Source organism: Streptomyces sp. NPDC005899, assembly GCF_040629645.1.
In the GTDB taxonomy this organism is placed as follows: domain Bacteria; phylum Actinomycetota; class Actinomycetes; order Streptomycetales; family Streptomycetaceae; genus Streptomyces.
The window spans coordinates 1-14,098 of record NZ_JBEXWB010000157.1; the positions used below are offsets into that span (position 1 = coordinate 1).

A 14,098-nucleotide genomic window follows, 5' to 3' on the forward strand; every position below is an offset into this window, starting at 1 on the left:
CGGCTGGCTCCGCGCGAGCTGGACGTGCTCGCGTGCGTCGCGTCCGGGGCGACCAACGCGGCGGCGGCGGGCCGGCTGGGGCTGCGCCCGGAGACGGTGAAGGGTTACCTGCGCTCCGCGATGCGGAAGCTGGGCGCGCGCACCCGGCTGGAGGCGGTGGTGGCGGCGCGCCGTGCGGGGCTGCTGCCCTGACGGCCCGTTCGCCCGGTGCCCGGCCGGTCACCTTTTCCGGGCGGGGCTGTCGCCGAAGTCGACGAAATCGGCGAAGCGGACGTCGTACGCGGGTGCGGGGGACATCACCGCCAGCATGTCCGCGGCCTCCCGTGCGACGTCCTCGCGTGCGGCCGCTTCGAGCTCGCCGAGGGGTTGCACGGTGACGGCCGCCTCGTCGGCGGTCGTGTCCAGCCGCCAGAGCGCGGCCAGGAACCCGTCCACCAGGACGGTTCCGTAGGACTGGTTGCCCGTCCCGTTGCGGCCCCTGTACGCGGGCGGGATCACGCGGGTGCGGTCCGCGTGGCCGAGCAGCACGTTGTCGAACTCGGGCAGGAAGCGCGGTGGGGCGGGGGTGTCCGGGTCGGGGCGGGGGGCGTCCGGCAGGTCGAAGAGCTCGGCGCCGTTCTCGTCGCGGAAGGTGGCGAGGCGCGGTCGCAGCCGTTCGAACACCTCACGCATCCGGGTGAGCCCGGCCCAGGTCTGCATGTCCTTCACCGAGGCGGGCCCGAACGCTCCGAGGTAGCGCAGTACGGTCGTGTCGGGGGAGGCCGCCGGCTGCGCCGGGCGCCCGAGCCAGTGCTCGGCGGTCGTCAGGGCGACCTGTCCGCCGCGTCCCCACAGTCCGCGCGGGGTGACCTGGACCAGCGGCAGCAGGCAGCGGGCGGCGACGGCCAGCGCCCCGGGGTCGGCCTGGGGCCAGTGGGGCAGCAGTTCCTCACGCAACTCCTTCATGGTGCGGGGTTGTTCCTCGACGAGTGCCCTGGCGAGCGTGGTGAGCCGGTCGAGGTCCACTCCGATGAGTCCGTGCCGGAACGCGTGCAGTTCCCGTCGGCGGGCCGGCTGGACCAGAGGGCGCAGGGTGAGCGCGTCCTCGGCGGTGTGGGTGTGGATGGTCGAGCGCAGGGTGACGATCCTGACCAGTTCGCGGGACCGCATGAGCGCGGAGAGGTCCTCCGGGTCGAAACCCTCGATCCGGGCATGGAGCTGGAAGTACGGCGGCCTGGTGTTCTGCGCCTGCAGGCCGAGGAGGTGGGCGACGGTGTCCGCCACGGGTGCTGCGGTGCGGGACAGCAGCAACTGCCGAGCGAGCGTCGCCCTGTTGAGGTCCCGGGTGGAGAGTACGGGTGGGTGTGTCGCGGCCATGGGCGGCAGGGTACGCGGGAGCGGCAGGGCATGTCCGACACTCGCGGGGCCGTGGCATCGCGGGGTGGGCGCGTCCGGCCCCCATGATGGTGGCGTGATCAGTGTCCTGTTCGCCGTCCTGACCGCGCTCAGCAACGGCTCCGCCTCGGTCCTCCAGCGGCGCGCCGCGCTCAACGTGCCCGACAGCGAGGCGATGCACCTGTCGCTGTTCCGGCATCTGGCGCGCCAGAAGGTGTGGCTCGGCGGGATCGCGCTGGTGATCCTCGCGGCGGTCTGCCAGGCCGTGGCCCTGGCCACCGGCCCGATCGCCGTGGTCCAGCCCATCTTCGTGATCGAGCTGCCCGCGACGCTGCTGCTGGCCGGGTTCGTCATGCGGGTCCGGACGCCGCGTCCGGTGTGGTGGGGGGTGGCGGCGGTGACCCTCGGGCTGGCGCTCGGCATGGCGTCCGCCGCGCCCGTCGGGGGCAGTGACAGTGTGCGGGGCGCGGTCTGGGTGCCCGCGCTCCTGCTGACGGCCCTGTTCGAGGCCGCGCTGATCGCGGCCGCTCTCGGGCTGCGGGGCAATCCCCGGGCCGCGCTGCTCGGTCTGGCGGCGGCCTGTGCGTACGCGCTGACGGCGGCGCTCATGAAGGACGCCATGGCGCGGCTGGAGGCCGGGGACGGGCTGGTGTCCCTGTTGGCGGCCTGGCAGCTGTACGCGACCGCGGCGGCGGGTGTCGGCGCGCTGTTCCTGCTGCAGAACGCTCTGCAGGCGGGCACGCTGGTGGCGGTGCAGCCGATGCTGACGCTCGGGGACGCGTTGATCAGTGTGCTCTACGGGCTGACCCTGTTCGGTGAGCGGCTGCGGGCCGGATGGTGGCTGCTGCCCCAGCTGACCGGGGTCGCCCTGATCGCGGTGGGCTGCGTGGTCCTGGCCCGGTCGCCGCTCGCGACCGGGAGCCCCGGGCCGCCACGGCGGGTGGAGTGACCGCCCGGGTCCGGTACGCGGCCGGCGCGTCCGTCAGGGGCGCCCCGTGGGCGGTACCTCCTCGCCGGGCGGCACCGGCCCGGGCGGGGTGCCGTCGCCGAACGGCCGGCCGCCCAGCTGTTCGCGGTGGTGCGGGGCCCGCCAGCCGGACAGGTCGGGTCCGAGCGGTACGACGCCGGTGGGGTTGATCCCGGTGTGCACCCGGTAGTAGTGCCGCTTGATGTGGTCGAAGTCGACGGTGTCACCGAATCCGGGTGTCCCGTACAGGTCGCGGGCGTAGGCCCACAGGACGGGGTCCTCGGTCAGTTTCGTGCGGTTGCACTTGAAGTGGCCGTGGTAGACGGCGTCGAAGCGCACCAGGGTGGTGAACAGCCGGATGTCGGCCTCGGTGATGGTGTCCCCGACCAGGTAGCGCTGCCCGGCGAGCCGCTCGGAGACCGTGTCGAGGCGGCGGAACACGTCGACGTAGGCGGCTTCGTACTCGCCCTGCTCGGCGGCGAAGCCGGCCCGGTAGACGCCGTTGTTGACGTCCCGGTAGACACCGTCCATGACCTCGTCGATCTCGTCGCGCAGTCGTTCGGGGTAGAGGTCGGGTGCGCCGGGGCGGTGCAGGGCCGTCCACTCGGTCGCCAGGTCGAGGGTGATGCGCTGGTAGTCGTTGGTGACGAGCCGGCCGCTCGGTACGTCGACGATCGCGGGCACGCTCACACCGCCGGGGTAGCCGCGCTCCCGGGCGTCGTACGCCTCGCTGAGGTAGCGGATGCCGAGCACCGGGTCCCGGCCGTCCTCGTACAGGGTGAAGCGCCAGCTGCGGTCGTCCTGGAGGGGGTCGGCGACGGCCAGGGAGAGGGCGCTCTCCAGGCCGAGCAGCCGCCGGGAGATCAGGGCCCGGCTCGCCCACGGGCAGGCCCGGCTGACCACGAGGCGGTAGCGGCCCGCCTCGACGGGCCAGCCGTCGCGTCCGTCGGCGGTGATGCGGTCGGCGAAGTGGCTGCGGGACCGTTTGAAGGGCTTGTGGCCGTAGGAGGTGTTCCCGCCGGGTTCCGGGTCGGCCGGGCCGTGGTCCGCCGTGTCGCTCATGGTGTTCTCCTCGTCGGCTCGGGTGCTGGGGCTCTGTCCTCGTGTCCTCTTCCCCGTCGCCCGGCCACGACGTCGGCCAGGGCGATGACGAGCCCGGCGACGACGAAGGCGACCGACACGATCAGCCCGTGGTCGTAGGCGTCCGCCCAGCTGTCCTCACCCAGCTGGGCGAAGAAGACCGACCCCACGGCGGCGATCCCGATGGCCGATCCGACGCGCTGGCTGGTCTGGAGACTGCCCCCGGCGCTGCCGGCGTTCGGCACGGGGACCTCGGCGAGGGTGAGGGTCTGGTTGGGCGCGATGACGAGGCCGCTGCCGAGTCCGGCCAGCAGCAGGGGTGCCGCCATCGCGAGCCCGGCGCCCCGGCCCGGCACCAGGTGGGCTGCCAGCGCGGTGAGGCCGAGGCCGGTGGCCACCATGGTGAGGCCGACGGCGATCAGCGGCCGTCCGAAGCGGTGGACCAGCTTGCCCCCGATACCCGCGGAGGCGCCGGCGCCCACCGCGAACGGGGTGATCGCGAGGCCCGCCTCCAGGGCGCTGTAGTGCAGACCGGACTGGAAGAAGAGCGTGGTGATGAAGAAGATCGAGGTGAAGCCCGCGAAGTAGAGCAGGATCATGAGGCAGCCCAGCCAGAAGGAGCGGAGCCGGAAGAGCGCGAGGTCCAGGACCGGCTGGACCCGCCGTCCGGTGCAGCGCGCCTCCCAGAGGGTGAAGACGGTGAGCAGGGCCAGCGCCACCGGCAGGAGCAGCCACTTGCCGTTGCCCGGCCACTGCTGGGCCTGGACGAACGGCAGCAGGAGCGCCAGCACCCCGGCTCCCAGGAGGAGCACGCCGACGGGGTCGAGGTCGCGGGGCCGGACCCGGGTCGCCGACGGGGTGTCCGGGAGCAGGCGCCTGGCCAGCAGGAGGCAGACGAGGCCGATCGGCAGGTTGACGTAGAACACCCAGCGCCACCCCTCCTGGGCTCCGGCGACCTCGATGAGCAGGCCGCCCAGGAGGGGTCCGACGGCGGTGGAGATGCCGACCACCGTGCCGAACATGCCGAAGGCGCGTCCGCGTTCGCGGCCGGAGAACATCTGCTGGATCAGTGCGGAGATCTGGGGCGAGAGCAACCCGCCGGCCGCGCCCTGGACGAGCCGGGCGATCACGAGCCAGGTGCTGGACCGGGCGGCCCCGCAGGCGGCGGAGGACAGGGTGAACAGGGCCAGCCCCGCCATGAACACGGCGCGGCGCCCCCGGGCGTCACCGAGGCGTCCGCCGGGGATGAGGACGAGTCCGAAGGCGAGCGCGTAGCCGGAGAGCACCCACTGGAGGTCGGATTCCGGGGTGTGCAGGCCCGCCTTGATGGAGGGCAGGGCCACGTTGACGATGGAGACGTCCAGGAGCGTCATGAAGCCCGCCACGAGGCAGACGGCGAGGGCGCGCCAGCGACGGGGGTCGGAGGGGCCCGGACCCGATGAGGACGCGTCCCGCTCCCCCGTGCTCTCTGCCATGCCCGCACCCTAAGGGCTGGCCCGCGGTTCCCGGTGGATCAGCGCGCGGCGTCGGATGCGGTGCATCGCACGGCGGCGGGGCGTCCGCACAGTGGATGGAGGCGGACGTTCCGGCAACGCGGCGAGGTGCCGGAACCGTCACCGTGGTTCCCGCCGGGACCCCCCGGGACCCGCCGGGTATAGCGGGACAGCTCTTGGGCGGCTGTGGTCCGGTGTCACTCACCCCGGGACGCGCCGCGCAGCCGGGCGGCAGCCCCCTGCCAGGTTGTCAGGCGCCCGCACCGTGCCGCCGGTCGGGCGCGGGCGTGTTCCGCCGGGAGGCCCGTACGGTCGTCCCGCCGCCCTGCCGGTGTCCCGGCCGGGCCCGCCGCCGCGCGGTGCCGGCCGGATCTCCGCCGCGAGCGCCCCGTGGGGCGGGCACGTCGGCGCCGCTCCGGCGTGCCCCGCACCATCGGGGGTATTCGAGGGGCATGACTGTCGGTAAAGCGAGTGTTCTCGTCCTGGACTGCGCCGAGCCCGTGGAGCTCGCCGAGTTCTACGCCGCCCTCCTCGGCGCCGAGACCCGCCTGGCGGACGACCCCGACTTCGTCGAGGTCGTCGGTCACGACGGGGTGCGTCTGGCCGTCCGCCGCGACCACGGCTACGCGCCGCCGAGCTGGCCGCGTCCGGAGGACTCCCAGCAGGCGCACCTGCGCATCCTGGTGGACCCGGGAGACATGGACGAGGCCGAGCGCGAGGCGATAAGCCTCGGTGCCCGCCCGGTGGACACCCAGGCGAGCAACAACGGCCCGCGGGACGTCCGCGTCTACAACGATCCGGCCGGCCACTCGTTCACGCTGGCCGTGTACCCGTCCCGCCGGGCGGACAGCCGCCCGGCGGGCCCCGTCAGGCCGGGCGCCGGCGAAGGGCCGGCTCGCTGAGCGCCGGCGGGGTGTAACCGGCGTCGCGTGCCGAGAGGTTGGTGCCGGGCGGCACGATCTCGTCGATCCTGTCGAGTACGTCCCTGCTCAGACGTACCTTGTCCGCCCCCAGCTGGCTCTCCAGCTGATCGAGGGTGCGCGGGCCGATGATCGCCGACGTGACGGCCGGGTGTTCGAGCACGAAGGCCAGGGCGAGCTGTACGAGGGTGAGCCCGGCCTCCTCGGCGAGCTGCGCCAGCGCCTCGGCGGCGGCCAGCTTGGCGGCGTTCTCCGGCGCGGCGACGTCGAAGCGGGCGGCCTGCCGGTCGGAGCGGCTGGAGGCGGGCTGGCCGGCGCCGGTGCGGTAGCGGCCGGAGAGCCAGCCGCCGGCCAGCGGGCTCCACGACAGGACGCCGAGCCCGTACCGCTGGGCGACCGGCAGGACCTCGCGTTCGATGCTGCGGGCCAGCAGGGAGTACGGGGGCTGCTCGGTGACCACGCGTTCGCGGCCACGGCGCTCGGCGAGCCACTGGCCCTCCACGATCGCGGACGGCTCGAAGGTCGACGTGCCGATGTAGCGGATCTTGCCCTGGTGGACCAGGTCGGAGAGGGCGCCGAGGGTCTCGTCGAAGTCGGTGTCCGGTTCGGGACGGTGCACCTGGTAGAGGTCGATCCAGTCGGTGCGGAGCCTGCGCAGGCTGTTCTCGACCTCCTGGATGATCCAGCGGCGGCTGTTGCCCCGTTCGTTGGGACCGTCGCCCAGGCTGCCGTGGAACTTGGTGGCCAGCACCACGCCGTCCCGCCGGCCTCCGGCGAGCGCCTTGCCGACGATGGTCTCCGACTCGCCCGCGGAGTAGACGTCGGCGGTGTCGACGAAGTTGATCCCCGAGTCCAGCGCGTGGTGGATGATCCGGACGCTGTCGTCGTGGTCGGGGTTGCCGCGGGGGCCGAACATCATGGTGCCGAGAGCCAGTGGGCTGACCTTCACGCCGGTGCGCCCGAGGGTACGGTACTCCGTCATTCTGCGTTCTCCTCGACGAGTGCTTCGGTGGTGGGTGGCCGGTGGGACCGCCCCGCGTCAGGGCGGCCGGTCACCGGGCCGCCGCCGCGGCGAGGCCGATGCCGGTGTGGCCCGCGCCGGAGGGGACGGTGTCGAACAGCCGGTTGGCCGGCCTCGGCAGCCCGTAGTGCTCGCGCAGGGTGGACCCGGTGTACTCGGTGCGGAAGAGGCCCCGCTCCTGGAGGATCGGGACGACCTGGTCCACGAAGACCTCCAGCCCGGACGGCAGCACGGCGGGCATGATGTTGAAGCCGTCGGCCGCCCCGCTGTCGTACCAGTGCTCGATGGTGTCGGCGACCTGTTCGGCCGTCCCGGCGAAGGTGCGGTGCCCGCGCCCGCCGCCGAGCCGCCCGATGAGCTGACGCACCGTCAAGCGCTCGCGCCTGGCGAGCTCCACGACCAGCGTGTAGCGGCTCTTGGCCCCCTCGATGTCGTCCTCCTCGGGCAGGCCGTCCGGGAGCTCGCGGTCCAGGTGCAGTTCGGACGGGTCGAGCTTGAGCGTCCTGGCCAATTGGCGCTTGGCGTACTCCGGGACGATGAGCCGGTCGAGTTCGGCGTCCAGTTCGAGTGCCTCGGCCTCGGTGTCACCGATGACCGGGACGATGCCCGGGAGGATCTTGATGCCGTCGGGGTTCCGGCCGATCGCCTCGGCGCGCTGCTTGACGTCCTTGTAGAAGGCGACACCCTCCTCGAGGGTCTGCTGCGCCGTGAACACCGCCTCGGCGTAGCGGGCCGCGAAGTCCTTGCCGTCCTCGCTGGAACCCGCCTGCACCAGCAGCGGGTACCCCTGCGGGGGGCGTTCGACGTTGAGCGGGCCGTCGACCCGGAAGAACTCGCCGACGTGGTCGATGGCGCGGACCCGGTCGGCCAGCGCGTGGACGCCGGCCTCCTTGTCGGCGACGACCGCGTCGTCCGCCCAGCTGTCCCAGAGCTTCGTGGACACCTCGAGGAACTCGGCGGCCCGCCGGTAGCGGTCGTGGTGCAGGGGGGTGTCGTCCAGGCCGAAGTTGCGGGCGGCGTCGGCGCCCGCGGTGGTCACGATGTTCCAGCCGGCCCGGCCTCCGGAGACGTGGTCCAGCGAGGCGAACCGGCGGGCGAGGTTGTACGGCTCGTTGTAGCTGGTGGACGCGGTGGCGATCAGGCCGATGTGCTGGGTGACGGTGGCCAGTGCGGTGAGCAGCACGGTGGGTTCCAGCTTGCCGGCGGGCCGCCGGCCGGGGTCGCCCATGAGGACGGGGCCGTCGGCGAGGAACACCGAGTCCAGGCGCCCCCGTTCGGCGATCCGGGCCAGGTTCCGGTAGTGCTCCAGGTCCGAGTTGGCCCCCGCGTTGCTTTCGGGGAGCCGCCAGGACGCCTCGTGGTGGCCGGTGGACATCAGGAAGGCGTTCAGATGGAGCTGCTTGCGCGGCATGGGTGTCTTCTCCTCGGAAGGTCGCGGAGGACCGCGGTGGGTCAGTGGGTGAGCTGGGGCTGCGCCACGCCGAGCGCGGCGAGGAGCGTGTCGCGGTACTCCTGGAAGCGCGGTTCACGCCGGGAGCGCGGGGAGGGGAGGTCGATCCTGAGGTCCACGGAGATGCGGCCCTCCTCCAGGACGAGCACCCGGTCGGCGAGCTCGACGGCTTCGTCGACGTCGTGGGTGACGAGCAGCACGGCGGGGCGGTGGCGTTCGTAGAGCTCGCGCAGCAGGCCGTGCATCCTGATCCGGGTGAGTGCGTCCAGGGCCCCGAACGGCTCGTCGGCCAGCAGGAGTTCGGGGTCGCGGACGAGTGCGCGGGCCAGGGCGGCCCGCTGTTGCTCACCCCCGGAGAGTTCGTGGGGCCAGGAGCGGCCGCGGCCCTCCAGTCCCACCTCGGCCAGCGCCCTCAGCCCCCGCTCGCGGGTGCCGGGACCGCGCAGGCCGAGGACGACGTTGTCGAGCACGCGCAGCCAGGGCAGCAGCCGGGAGTCCTGGAAGGAGAGCGAGACCCTGTCCGGTACGGAGAGCTCGCCCGATCCCTCGACGGTGTGGTCGAGGCGGGCGACGGCCCTCAGCAGGGTCGACTTGCCGGAACCGCTGCGGCCGAGGAGCGCGGTGAACTCCCCCCGTGCCACGGTCAGGTCGAGCCCCTTCAGGACGTCCCGGTCCCCGAACCGCCGTACCAGCCGCGAGGTGCGGATCGCCGGCCGGTCCTCCGTCAGCCCGCCAGTGTGCGTCGCCATGACAGGACCTTCCTCTCCACTGCGCGTACCGCCGCGTCCGAGGCGAAGCCGAAGACCCCGTAGGCCACCAGCCCCACGATGATCACGTCGGACTGGGCGTACTGCTGGGCCTGGAACATCATGTAGCCGATGCCGCTGGTGGCGTTGATCTGCTCGACGACGATGAGGCCGAGCCAGGACGCCGTGACGCCGAGGCGCAGCCCGACGAAGAAGCCGGGGAGTGAGCCCGGCACCACGACCTTGCGGACGAACGTCGCGCGGCTGAGGTCGAGGCCCTCGGCCAGCTCCACGTACCTGCTGTCGATACCCGTCAGGGAGGCGTACGTGTTGATGTACATGTTCACGGCGACGCCGAGCGCGATGACGGTCACCTTCATCTGCTCGCCGATGCCGAGCCACAGGATCAGCAGGGGGAGCATGGCCAGGGACGGGATGGCCCGCTTGATCTGGAGCGGGCCGTCCAGGAGGTACTCCCCACTGCGGCTCAGCCCCGCCGCCACGGCGAGGACCACTCCGGCCGACACCCCGAAGAGCAGGCCGAGCCCGGCGCGCTGGAGCGAGATGAGGACGTTGTCCTGGAGGCGGCCGGTGGAGATCAGGTCGGCGGCGGTGGCGAACACCGTGCCGGGCGAGGACAGGATCCGCGGGTCGAGGTAGCCGGACGCGGAGGCGGCCCACCACGCGAGGACGAGCAGCGCCGGGCCGATCAGCCGGCCGAAGGGCAGGGCCCGGCCGGGACCGAGCCGCCGGCGGGTGCCCCGGGAGTACGGGGCCGGGCCCGCCGGGATCCGCGGTCCGGCCGGTTCGGGCCCCGCCCTCTCCGGCCCGATCGTCGCCTTCGTCAGCAGATCGGTCATGACCCCTCCCGGTACTCGGCGGCCACGGCCTCGGCCGCCAGCCTTTCGAAGCGGCGGTCGAACAGTTCGGATGCCTTCTGCTTCGGCACGAAGCCGCCCTCGGCCAGGAGGTCCGCGGTCTCCTGCTCCCAGTCGACGGCCTCGTCCCAGCTCTCCGGGAACCGGGGCGCGTGCAGGGAGTCGACGATGCGCCTGCCGTCCTCCGCGGAAACGCCCTGGTCCTTCACGTAGTACCTGTCGATCCACTCGTCCTGGTTCTCCCAGGCCCACACCTGCCCGCGCGCCCACAGCGGTACGAAGCTGCGGACCGCCTTGGCCTTCTCCGGGTCGTTGAGGACCTCGTTCGGTGCCCAGAGCACGGTGAGCAGGTCGACGACCTTCGTCCTCACCCCGCGGGCACCGTCCTTGGCGTACTGGTCGAGGTACTTGGTCAGGGTCGGCTCGCCCAGGGGCGCCACGTCGACCTGCTTCGACTGCAGGGCGGTGAGGAACTGGGTGCTGGGCAGGGCGACCAGTTCGACGTCGGAGTTCTTCAGCCCCGCCTCCTTGAGGGCGCGCAGGACGACGACGCCCTGTGCCTGCCCCTGGGAGAACGCGATCTTCTTCCCCCGGAAGTCGTCCGCCCCGGTGACGGACGATCCGGGCGCCGTCGCGAAGGTGTACAGCGGGTGGCGGCGGACCTGGACGGCGACGATCTTCGCCGGCACGTCGATCGCGTGCGCCTGGATCGGTGGGATTCCGGCATTGGTGGCCAGGTCGATCGACTTGGCGCGGAACCCCTGGATGATGTCGGGTCCCGCGGAGAGGTTCGGCCACTCGGAGACGGTGAAGGGGAGCTCCTTCACCAGCCCTGACCCGTCCAGCTGGAGTTGTGACGAACGAGCGGCGATCTTCAGTTCCGTCCCGGCCGCGGGCTTTCCCGACGGAAGGGTGCCGGCGGGTTCGACCCCGGCGGCGGACTGCACCTGCGGCGAGCAGGCGGAAACGCTCAGGACGGCGCCTGCCGCGAGTGCGAGGAACGATCTCCGGGCCAGGGCCGGCCGGTTGTCATGGCGTGTCATCGCTGTATTCCTGCTCACTGGTCGGACGCGGGGCGGAGGGAGTGGTACGAACCGTCGTGGAAGAGGAGCGGGCTGCGTCCTTCGTCGAGCCAGGACTCCTCGACCCGGGCGATGACGATGCGGTGGTCACCGGCGGGGACGACACTCCGGAGGGTGAGCCGCAGCCAGCCGGCCACCCCGTCCAGCACCGGTTCCCCTCCGGCCAGCCGGGTCCACCGCGTGGGCGCGGCGAACCGGTCGATGCCGCTGGTGGCGAACGTGGTGGCCAGCGCCCGCTGCTCGGCGCCGAGGAAGTGCACGACGGCCGTGGTGGCCCGCTCGATGTGCGGCCAGGAGGAGGTGGACGTCCCGACGCCGAAGGACACCAGCGGCGGGGCGAGGGACAGGGACGTGAGGGAGGTCGCGGTGAACCCCACCGGCCCGTGGCCGGCGTCGGTGGTGACGACGACGACGCCGGCCGGATGCCGGCGGAACGCCTGTTTGAAGCGCTCCGGCGCGATGCCGGGAGCGGGTGCCGCGGGTACGGCGGCGGGAACGGGAGTTGTGGACACGGCCGGACGGGCGGCGTACGAGGACACGGTGACGGTCAAGGTCTCTCCTCGATCGAGAGGCGGAAATCGGGCGTGCGGAATTACGCGAGGACCCGCTGGTACGTGCGGGCCGCGCGAGAGTGCGCGTGTGTACGCGGAATTCGTGGGAGGCGCGGAAGCGCGGGCGAAAGGCACGGGAGAACGGGCGGGACGCGCCGCGAGAACGGCTGAAGAAGAAGCACGCGTAACCGCGGGCCGCCCCGTTTCACGACTGGGGGTTATCGGTTTCCCGGACAGGGACGACAACAGGAACGCCGGGCGCATTCGCTCGTCGGCGCGGCCGCGCGGCGGGAGAGTGCCGCGGTGGGCACCTTCTCCGCATTCCGCTGTCGGCTTCTCATGAATCCATCTTCCCGTGCGTGCTGTGACCGGTCAACAATGCAACTCTTTGAATTAAAGCGGGAATCGGCGGAGGTCAGGACACCGCGGGCAGCGCCGGCCACGGACCCAGCGGGTCGGTGTACAGGGCGCCCAGCGCCACCGCGCCACCGGCGGTGGCCAGCACCGATCCGGTGAAGCTGCTGGGCACCACGACCCGATCCGGGTCGTCGCAGAGCCAGGAGCGCGCCCCCGCCTCCTCGCGGAGGTCCGCGAGGCACTCCGGCAGCCGGCCCGCTCCGGGTTCGACCACCACCAGGCACTCCGGGTCGAACATGTCCAGGAGCAGCGCCGCCGCCCGGCCGACCAGCCTGGCGCGGCGGCGGAACAGCGCCACGGCCCGCGGCTCCCCGGCGACCGCCTGATCCAGCAGTTCCTGGAACGCCCCGACGTACAGGCTCTGCGCGGCGGCGCGGCGGATCATGGCGCGTTCGGACACCTCGGACTGCAGGCACCCGGTGCGCCCGCACGCACAGGGTTCCGCGTCACCCGTCCCGCCGGCCCCCAGGGGCAGATGGGCGACGCTGCCGGCACCGGAGCGCGGTCCCCGGTGCAGCTCGCCGGAGGTGGCGAAGGCCCCGTCGACGACCGCGCCCACGAAGAGCAGCACCGTGCTCCGCCGCGTCGTCACCTCGCCGAACATCTGCTCCGCCCGTGCCAGTGCCCTGGAGTGACTGTCCACATGGACCGGAAGGCCGGTGGCGGCGGACAGGACGTCGCGTACCGGCACGGCCCGCCAGCCGAGGTGCGGGTGCTCCACGACGACCCCGGCGGCCGGGTCGACCCGGTGGCCCGTGGCCACACCGAGGGCCAGCACCTCGCGCCCGGCCGCGTGGGCGGCCGCCAGCCGGGGCAACCGGTGGGCCAGGTCGGCGAGGAGGCCCCGGGGTTCCGTGTCGCGGTGCGGCCGGCGCTCCTCGGCGACGATCCGGCCCCGCAGGTCCATCAGGGCCACCGTCGAGTGCGCCACCGCTATGTGGGCGCCCGCCACGAGGAAGCGGCCGGTGTCGATCTCCAGCGGCACGTGCGGGCGTCCCAGCCCGCGCGGGCCGGTCGTCTCGGCGCTCTCCCGGACCAGGCCGCGGGACAGCAGGTGTCCCGCGTGCCCGGTCACCGCGGCGGGCGAGAGGCCGGTGAGCCTGGCGACGGTGGAGCGGGCGACCGGCCCGTGGTCGAGGATCGCGCCCAGCACGGCGCCGGTGCCGGAGGCGCGGCGGGCGGGAGCGGGCGGGGATATCTCGGATCGGTGCGGGGGCCGGGGACGGCGGGCGGGCACAGGTGGACGTGTCACGGGTCTTCCAGGTCCTCGAGGGCAGCGGGCGCGGAGGTGAGTACCCCGGAGCGGGGTCTCCTGTCGGAACCCGGCGGCGTCGTGCCGGGGCGGGTGCCGCGAGAGGTGACGGGCGTCCTGCGCACGGCCGGGGAGGGGGGCCTCGCCTCCGGGGCGCGGACTACGGGTACTCAGCCGTGGTGACACGCCGCGGAGCACACGCGCTTGAGGTCGACGTGACCTCGCGTCGTCAGGTGTGCGGTTCGCTGCATGCCGCGAAACGTAGCCGCAGCGCCGCGAACCGGTCAAACCTCTGACCGCATGGTGGACGCGTCATCGTGTACCGCGCGCCGACGCCGTGTTGCCGCCCGTTGCGGGCGTGTGTACAGGGGTGAGCGGGCGTCAGGAGAGGGAGCTGCGCGGTCCGCTCGGGAGCCCGCGTGAGGTGGCCGATGACCTCCGCCGCGAGCCACCGGGCCTCCCGTTTCCAGGAATTAACCTTTCGATACCTTGTCACCTCTGGTCTACGCGCATAGCTTTTTTCCCTCACCACACACTTGGGGGCAGTTCCCGTGCAGATAGCCAGACCCGGCTCCGCCCTGCTGGCCGGCGCCGTCGCCGTGACCCTTTCGGTGACCGCGCTGCCCGCCGCGTTCGCGGCACCGTCGTCCACCGCAGTCATCTCGGAGGTGTACGGCGGCGGGGGCAACTCCGGTGCCACGCTCACCCGGGACTTCGTCGAGCTGGCCAACGCCGGTTCGAGCCCGTTCGACCTGTCCGGTCTCAGCGTCCAGTACCTCCCCGGCACGCCGTCCGCCGGCTCGCTGTGGCAGGTGACCGCGCTGACCGGGAGCGTGGCACCCGCGGGCCGCCATCTCGTCGCGCAGG

At 72.9% G+C, this 14,098-nt stretch carries 14 protein-coding genes; 4 read left to right on the forward strand and 10 right to left on the reverse strand.

What is annotated here, in order from left to right; all coding sequences use genetic code 11:
- The coding region (locus ABZ371_RS18565; protein ID WP_358680519.1) for a LuxR C-terminal-related transcriptional regulator at positions 1-192 on the forward strand (192 nt) is incomplete at its 5' end.
- Between the two features lie 27 nt (positions 193-219).
- Here the strand turns inward: ABZ371_RS18565 and ABZ371_RS18570 are convergent.
- Entirely contained in the window at positions 220-1,356 is a 1,137-nt protein-coding gene (locus tag ABZ371_RS18570) for a winged helix DNA-binding domain-containing protein (protein ID WP_358680522.1), read from the reverse strand.
- A gap of 94 nt (positions 1,357-1,450) precedes the next feature.
- On the opposite strand from ABZ371_RS18570, the gene ABZ371_RS18575 reads away from it, so the two are divergent.
- A complete protein-coding gene (locus ABZ371_RS18575) occupies positions 1,451-2,323 on the forward strand; it encodes a DMT family transporter (protein WP_358680525.1) in 873 nt (290 codons plus the stop codon).
- Positions 2,324-2,356: 33 nt separating this feature from the next.
- Here ABZ371_RS18575 and ABZ371_RS18580 read toward each other — a convergent pair whose 3' ends face one another.
- Both ABZ371_RS18580 and ABZ371_RS18585 read right to left on the reverse strand, forming a co-directional pair.
- Positions 2,357-3,403 carry a glutathione S-transferase C-terminal domain-containing protein gene (locus ABZ371_RS18580; RefSeq protein ID WP_358680528.1) on the reverse strand — a complete coding sequence of 349 codons (1,047 nt, stop codon included), beginning with the start codon at positions 3,401-3,403 and terminating at the stop codon, positions 2,357-2,359.
- Positions 3,400-4,896, reverse strand: a complete 1,497-nt coding sequence (locus ABZ371_RS18585; RefSeq protein ID WP_358680531.1) for an MFS transporter — start codon at positions 4,894-4,896, stop codon at positions 3,400-3,402. Before ABZ371_RS18585 ends, ABZ371_RS18580 begins: the two co-directional genes overlap by 4 nt.
- 470 nt (positions 4,897-5,366) lie before the next feature.
- Here ABZ371_RS18585 and ABZ371_RS18590 point away from each other — a divergent pair, with 470 nt between their 5' ends.
- On the forward strand, positions 5,367-5,816 hold the full coding sequence (locus tag ABZ371_RS18590) for a VOC family protein (protein ID WP_358680534.1): 450 nt from the start codon (positions 5,367-5,369) through the stop codon (positions 5,814-5,816).
- On the opposite strand, the gene ABZ371_RS18595 is transcribed toward ABZ371_RS18590, so the two are convergent.
- From ABZ371_RS18595 to ABZ371_RS18625, 7 genes are all read right to left on the reverse strand, one after another.
- Positions 5,782-6,816, reverse strand: coding sequence for an aldo/keto reductase (locus tag ABZ371_RS18595; protein ID WP_358680536.1), 1,035 nt, complete (start codon positions 6,814-6,816; stop codon positions 5,782-5,784). The two genes, ABZ371_RS18590 and ABZ371_RS18595, sit on opposite strands and share 35 nt — an antisense overlap.
- A 70-nt stretch (positions 6,817-6,886) precedes the next feature.
- Positions 6,887-8,266 carry an LLM class flavin-dependent oxidoreductase gene (locus ABZ371_RS18600; RefSeq protein ID WP_358680539.1) on the reverse strand — a complete coding sequence of 460 codons (1,380 nt, stop codon included), beginning with the start codon at positions 8,264-8,266 and terminating at the stop codon, positions 6,887-6,889.
- Between the two features lie 41 nt (positions 8,267-8,307).
- Positions 8,308-9,054 carry an ABC transporter ATP-binding protein gene (locus tag ABZ371_RS18605; protein ID WP_358680542.1) on the reverse strand — a complete coding sequence of 249 codons (747 nt, stop codon included), beginning with the start codon at positions 9,052-9,054 and terminating at the stop codon, positions 8,308-8,310.
- On the reverse strand, positions 9,030-9,911 hold the full coding sequence (locus ABZ371_RS18610) for an ABC transporter permease (protein WP_358680544.1): 882 nt from the start codon (positions 9,909-9,911) through the stop codon (positions 9,030-9,032). Before ABZ371_RS18610 ends, ABZ371_RS18605 begins: the two co-directional genes overlap by 25 nt.
- The gene (locus ABZ371_RS18615) at positions 9,908-10,972 is read right to left on the reverse strand and encodes an ABC transporter substrate-binding protein (RefSeq protein WP_358680547.1); all 1,065 of its coding nucleotides are present in this window, start codon (positions 10,970-10,972) and stop codon (positions 9,908-9,910) included. The genes ABZ371_RS18610 and ABZ371_RS18615 overlap by 4 nt, the downstream gene beginning before the upstream one ends.
- Before the next feature lie 14 nt (positions 10,973-10,986).
- Complete coding sequence (locus ABZ371_RS18620) at positions 10,987-11,523, reverse strand: flavin reductase family protein (protein ID WP_358680555.1); 537 nt, start codon at positions 11,521-11,523, stop codon at positions 10,987-10,989.
- A gap of 454 nt (positions 11,524-11,977) precedes the next feature.
- Positions 11,978-13,231, reverse strand: coding sequence for an ROK family protein (locus ABZ371_RS18625; protein ID WP_358680550.1), 1,254 nt, complete (start codon positions 13,229-13,231; stop codon positions 11,978-11,980).
- A 551-nt stretch (positions 13,232-13,782) separates the two neighbouring features.
- On the opposite strand from ABZ371_RS18625, the gene ABZ371_RS18630 reads away from it, so the two are divergent.
- Positions 13,783-14,098: lamin tail domain-containing protein (locus tag ABZ371_RS18630; protein WP_358680552.1), on the forward strand; the 316-nt coding region annotated here is incomplete at its 3' end.

Excerpts from the sequence above, each read along its gene's own strand:
- ABZ371_RS18610 (WP_358680544.1), bottom strand. The coding sequence starts at position 9,911 with ATGACCGATCTGCTGACGAAGGCGACGATCGGGCCGGAGAGGGCGGGG.
- ABZ371_RS18590 (WP_358680534.1), top strand. The coding sequence starts at position 5,367 with ATGACTGTCGGTAAAGCGAGTGTTCTCGTCCTGGACTGCGCCGAGCCC.
- ABZ371_RS18580 (WP_358680528.1), bottom strand. The coding sequence starts at position 3,403 with ATGAGCGACACGGCGGACCACGGCCCGGCCGACCCGGAACCCGGCGGG.
- ABZ371_RS18615 (WP_358680547.1), bottom strand. The coding sequence starts at position 10,972 with ATGACACGCCATGACAACCGGCCGGCCCTGGCCCGGAGATCGTTCCTC.
- ABZ371_RS18595 (WP_358680536.1), bottom strand. The coding sequence starts at position 6,816 with ATGACGGAGTACCGTACCCTCGGGCGCACCGGCGTGAAGGTCAGCCCA.
- ABZ371_RS18600 (WP_358680539.1), bottom strand. The coding sequence starts at position 8,266 with ATGCCGCGCAAGCAGCTCCATCTGAACGCCTTCCTGATGTCCACCGGC.
- ABZ371_RS18605 (WP_358680542.1), bottom strand. The coding sequence starts at position 9,054 with ATGGCGACGCACACTGGCGGGCTGACGGAGGACCGGCCGGCGATCCGC.
- ABZ371_RS18570 (WP_358680522.1), bottom strand. The coding sequence starts at position 1,356 with ATGGCCGCGACACACCCACCCGTACTCTCCACCCGGGACCTCAACAGG.
- ABZ371_RS18585 (WP_358680531.1), bottom strand. The coding sequence starts at position 4,896 with ATGGCAGAGAGCACGGGGGAGCGGGACGCGTCCTCATCGGGTCCGGGC.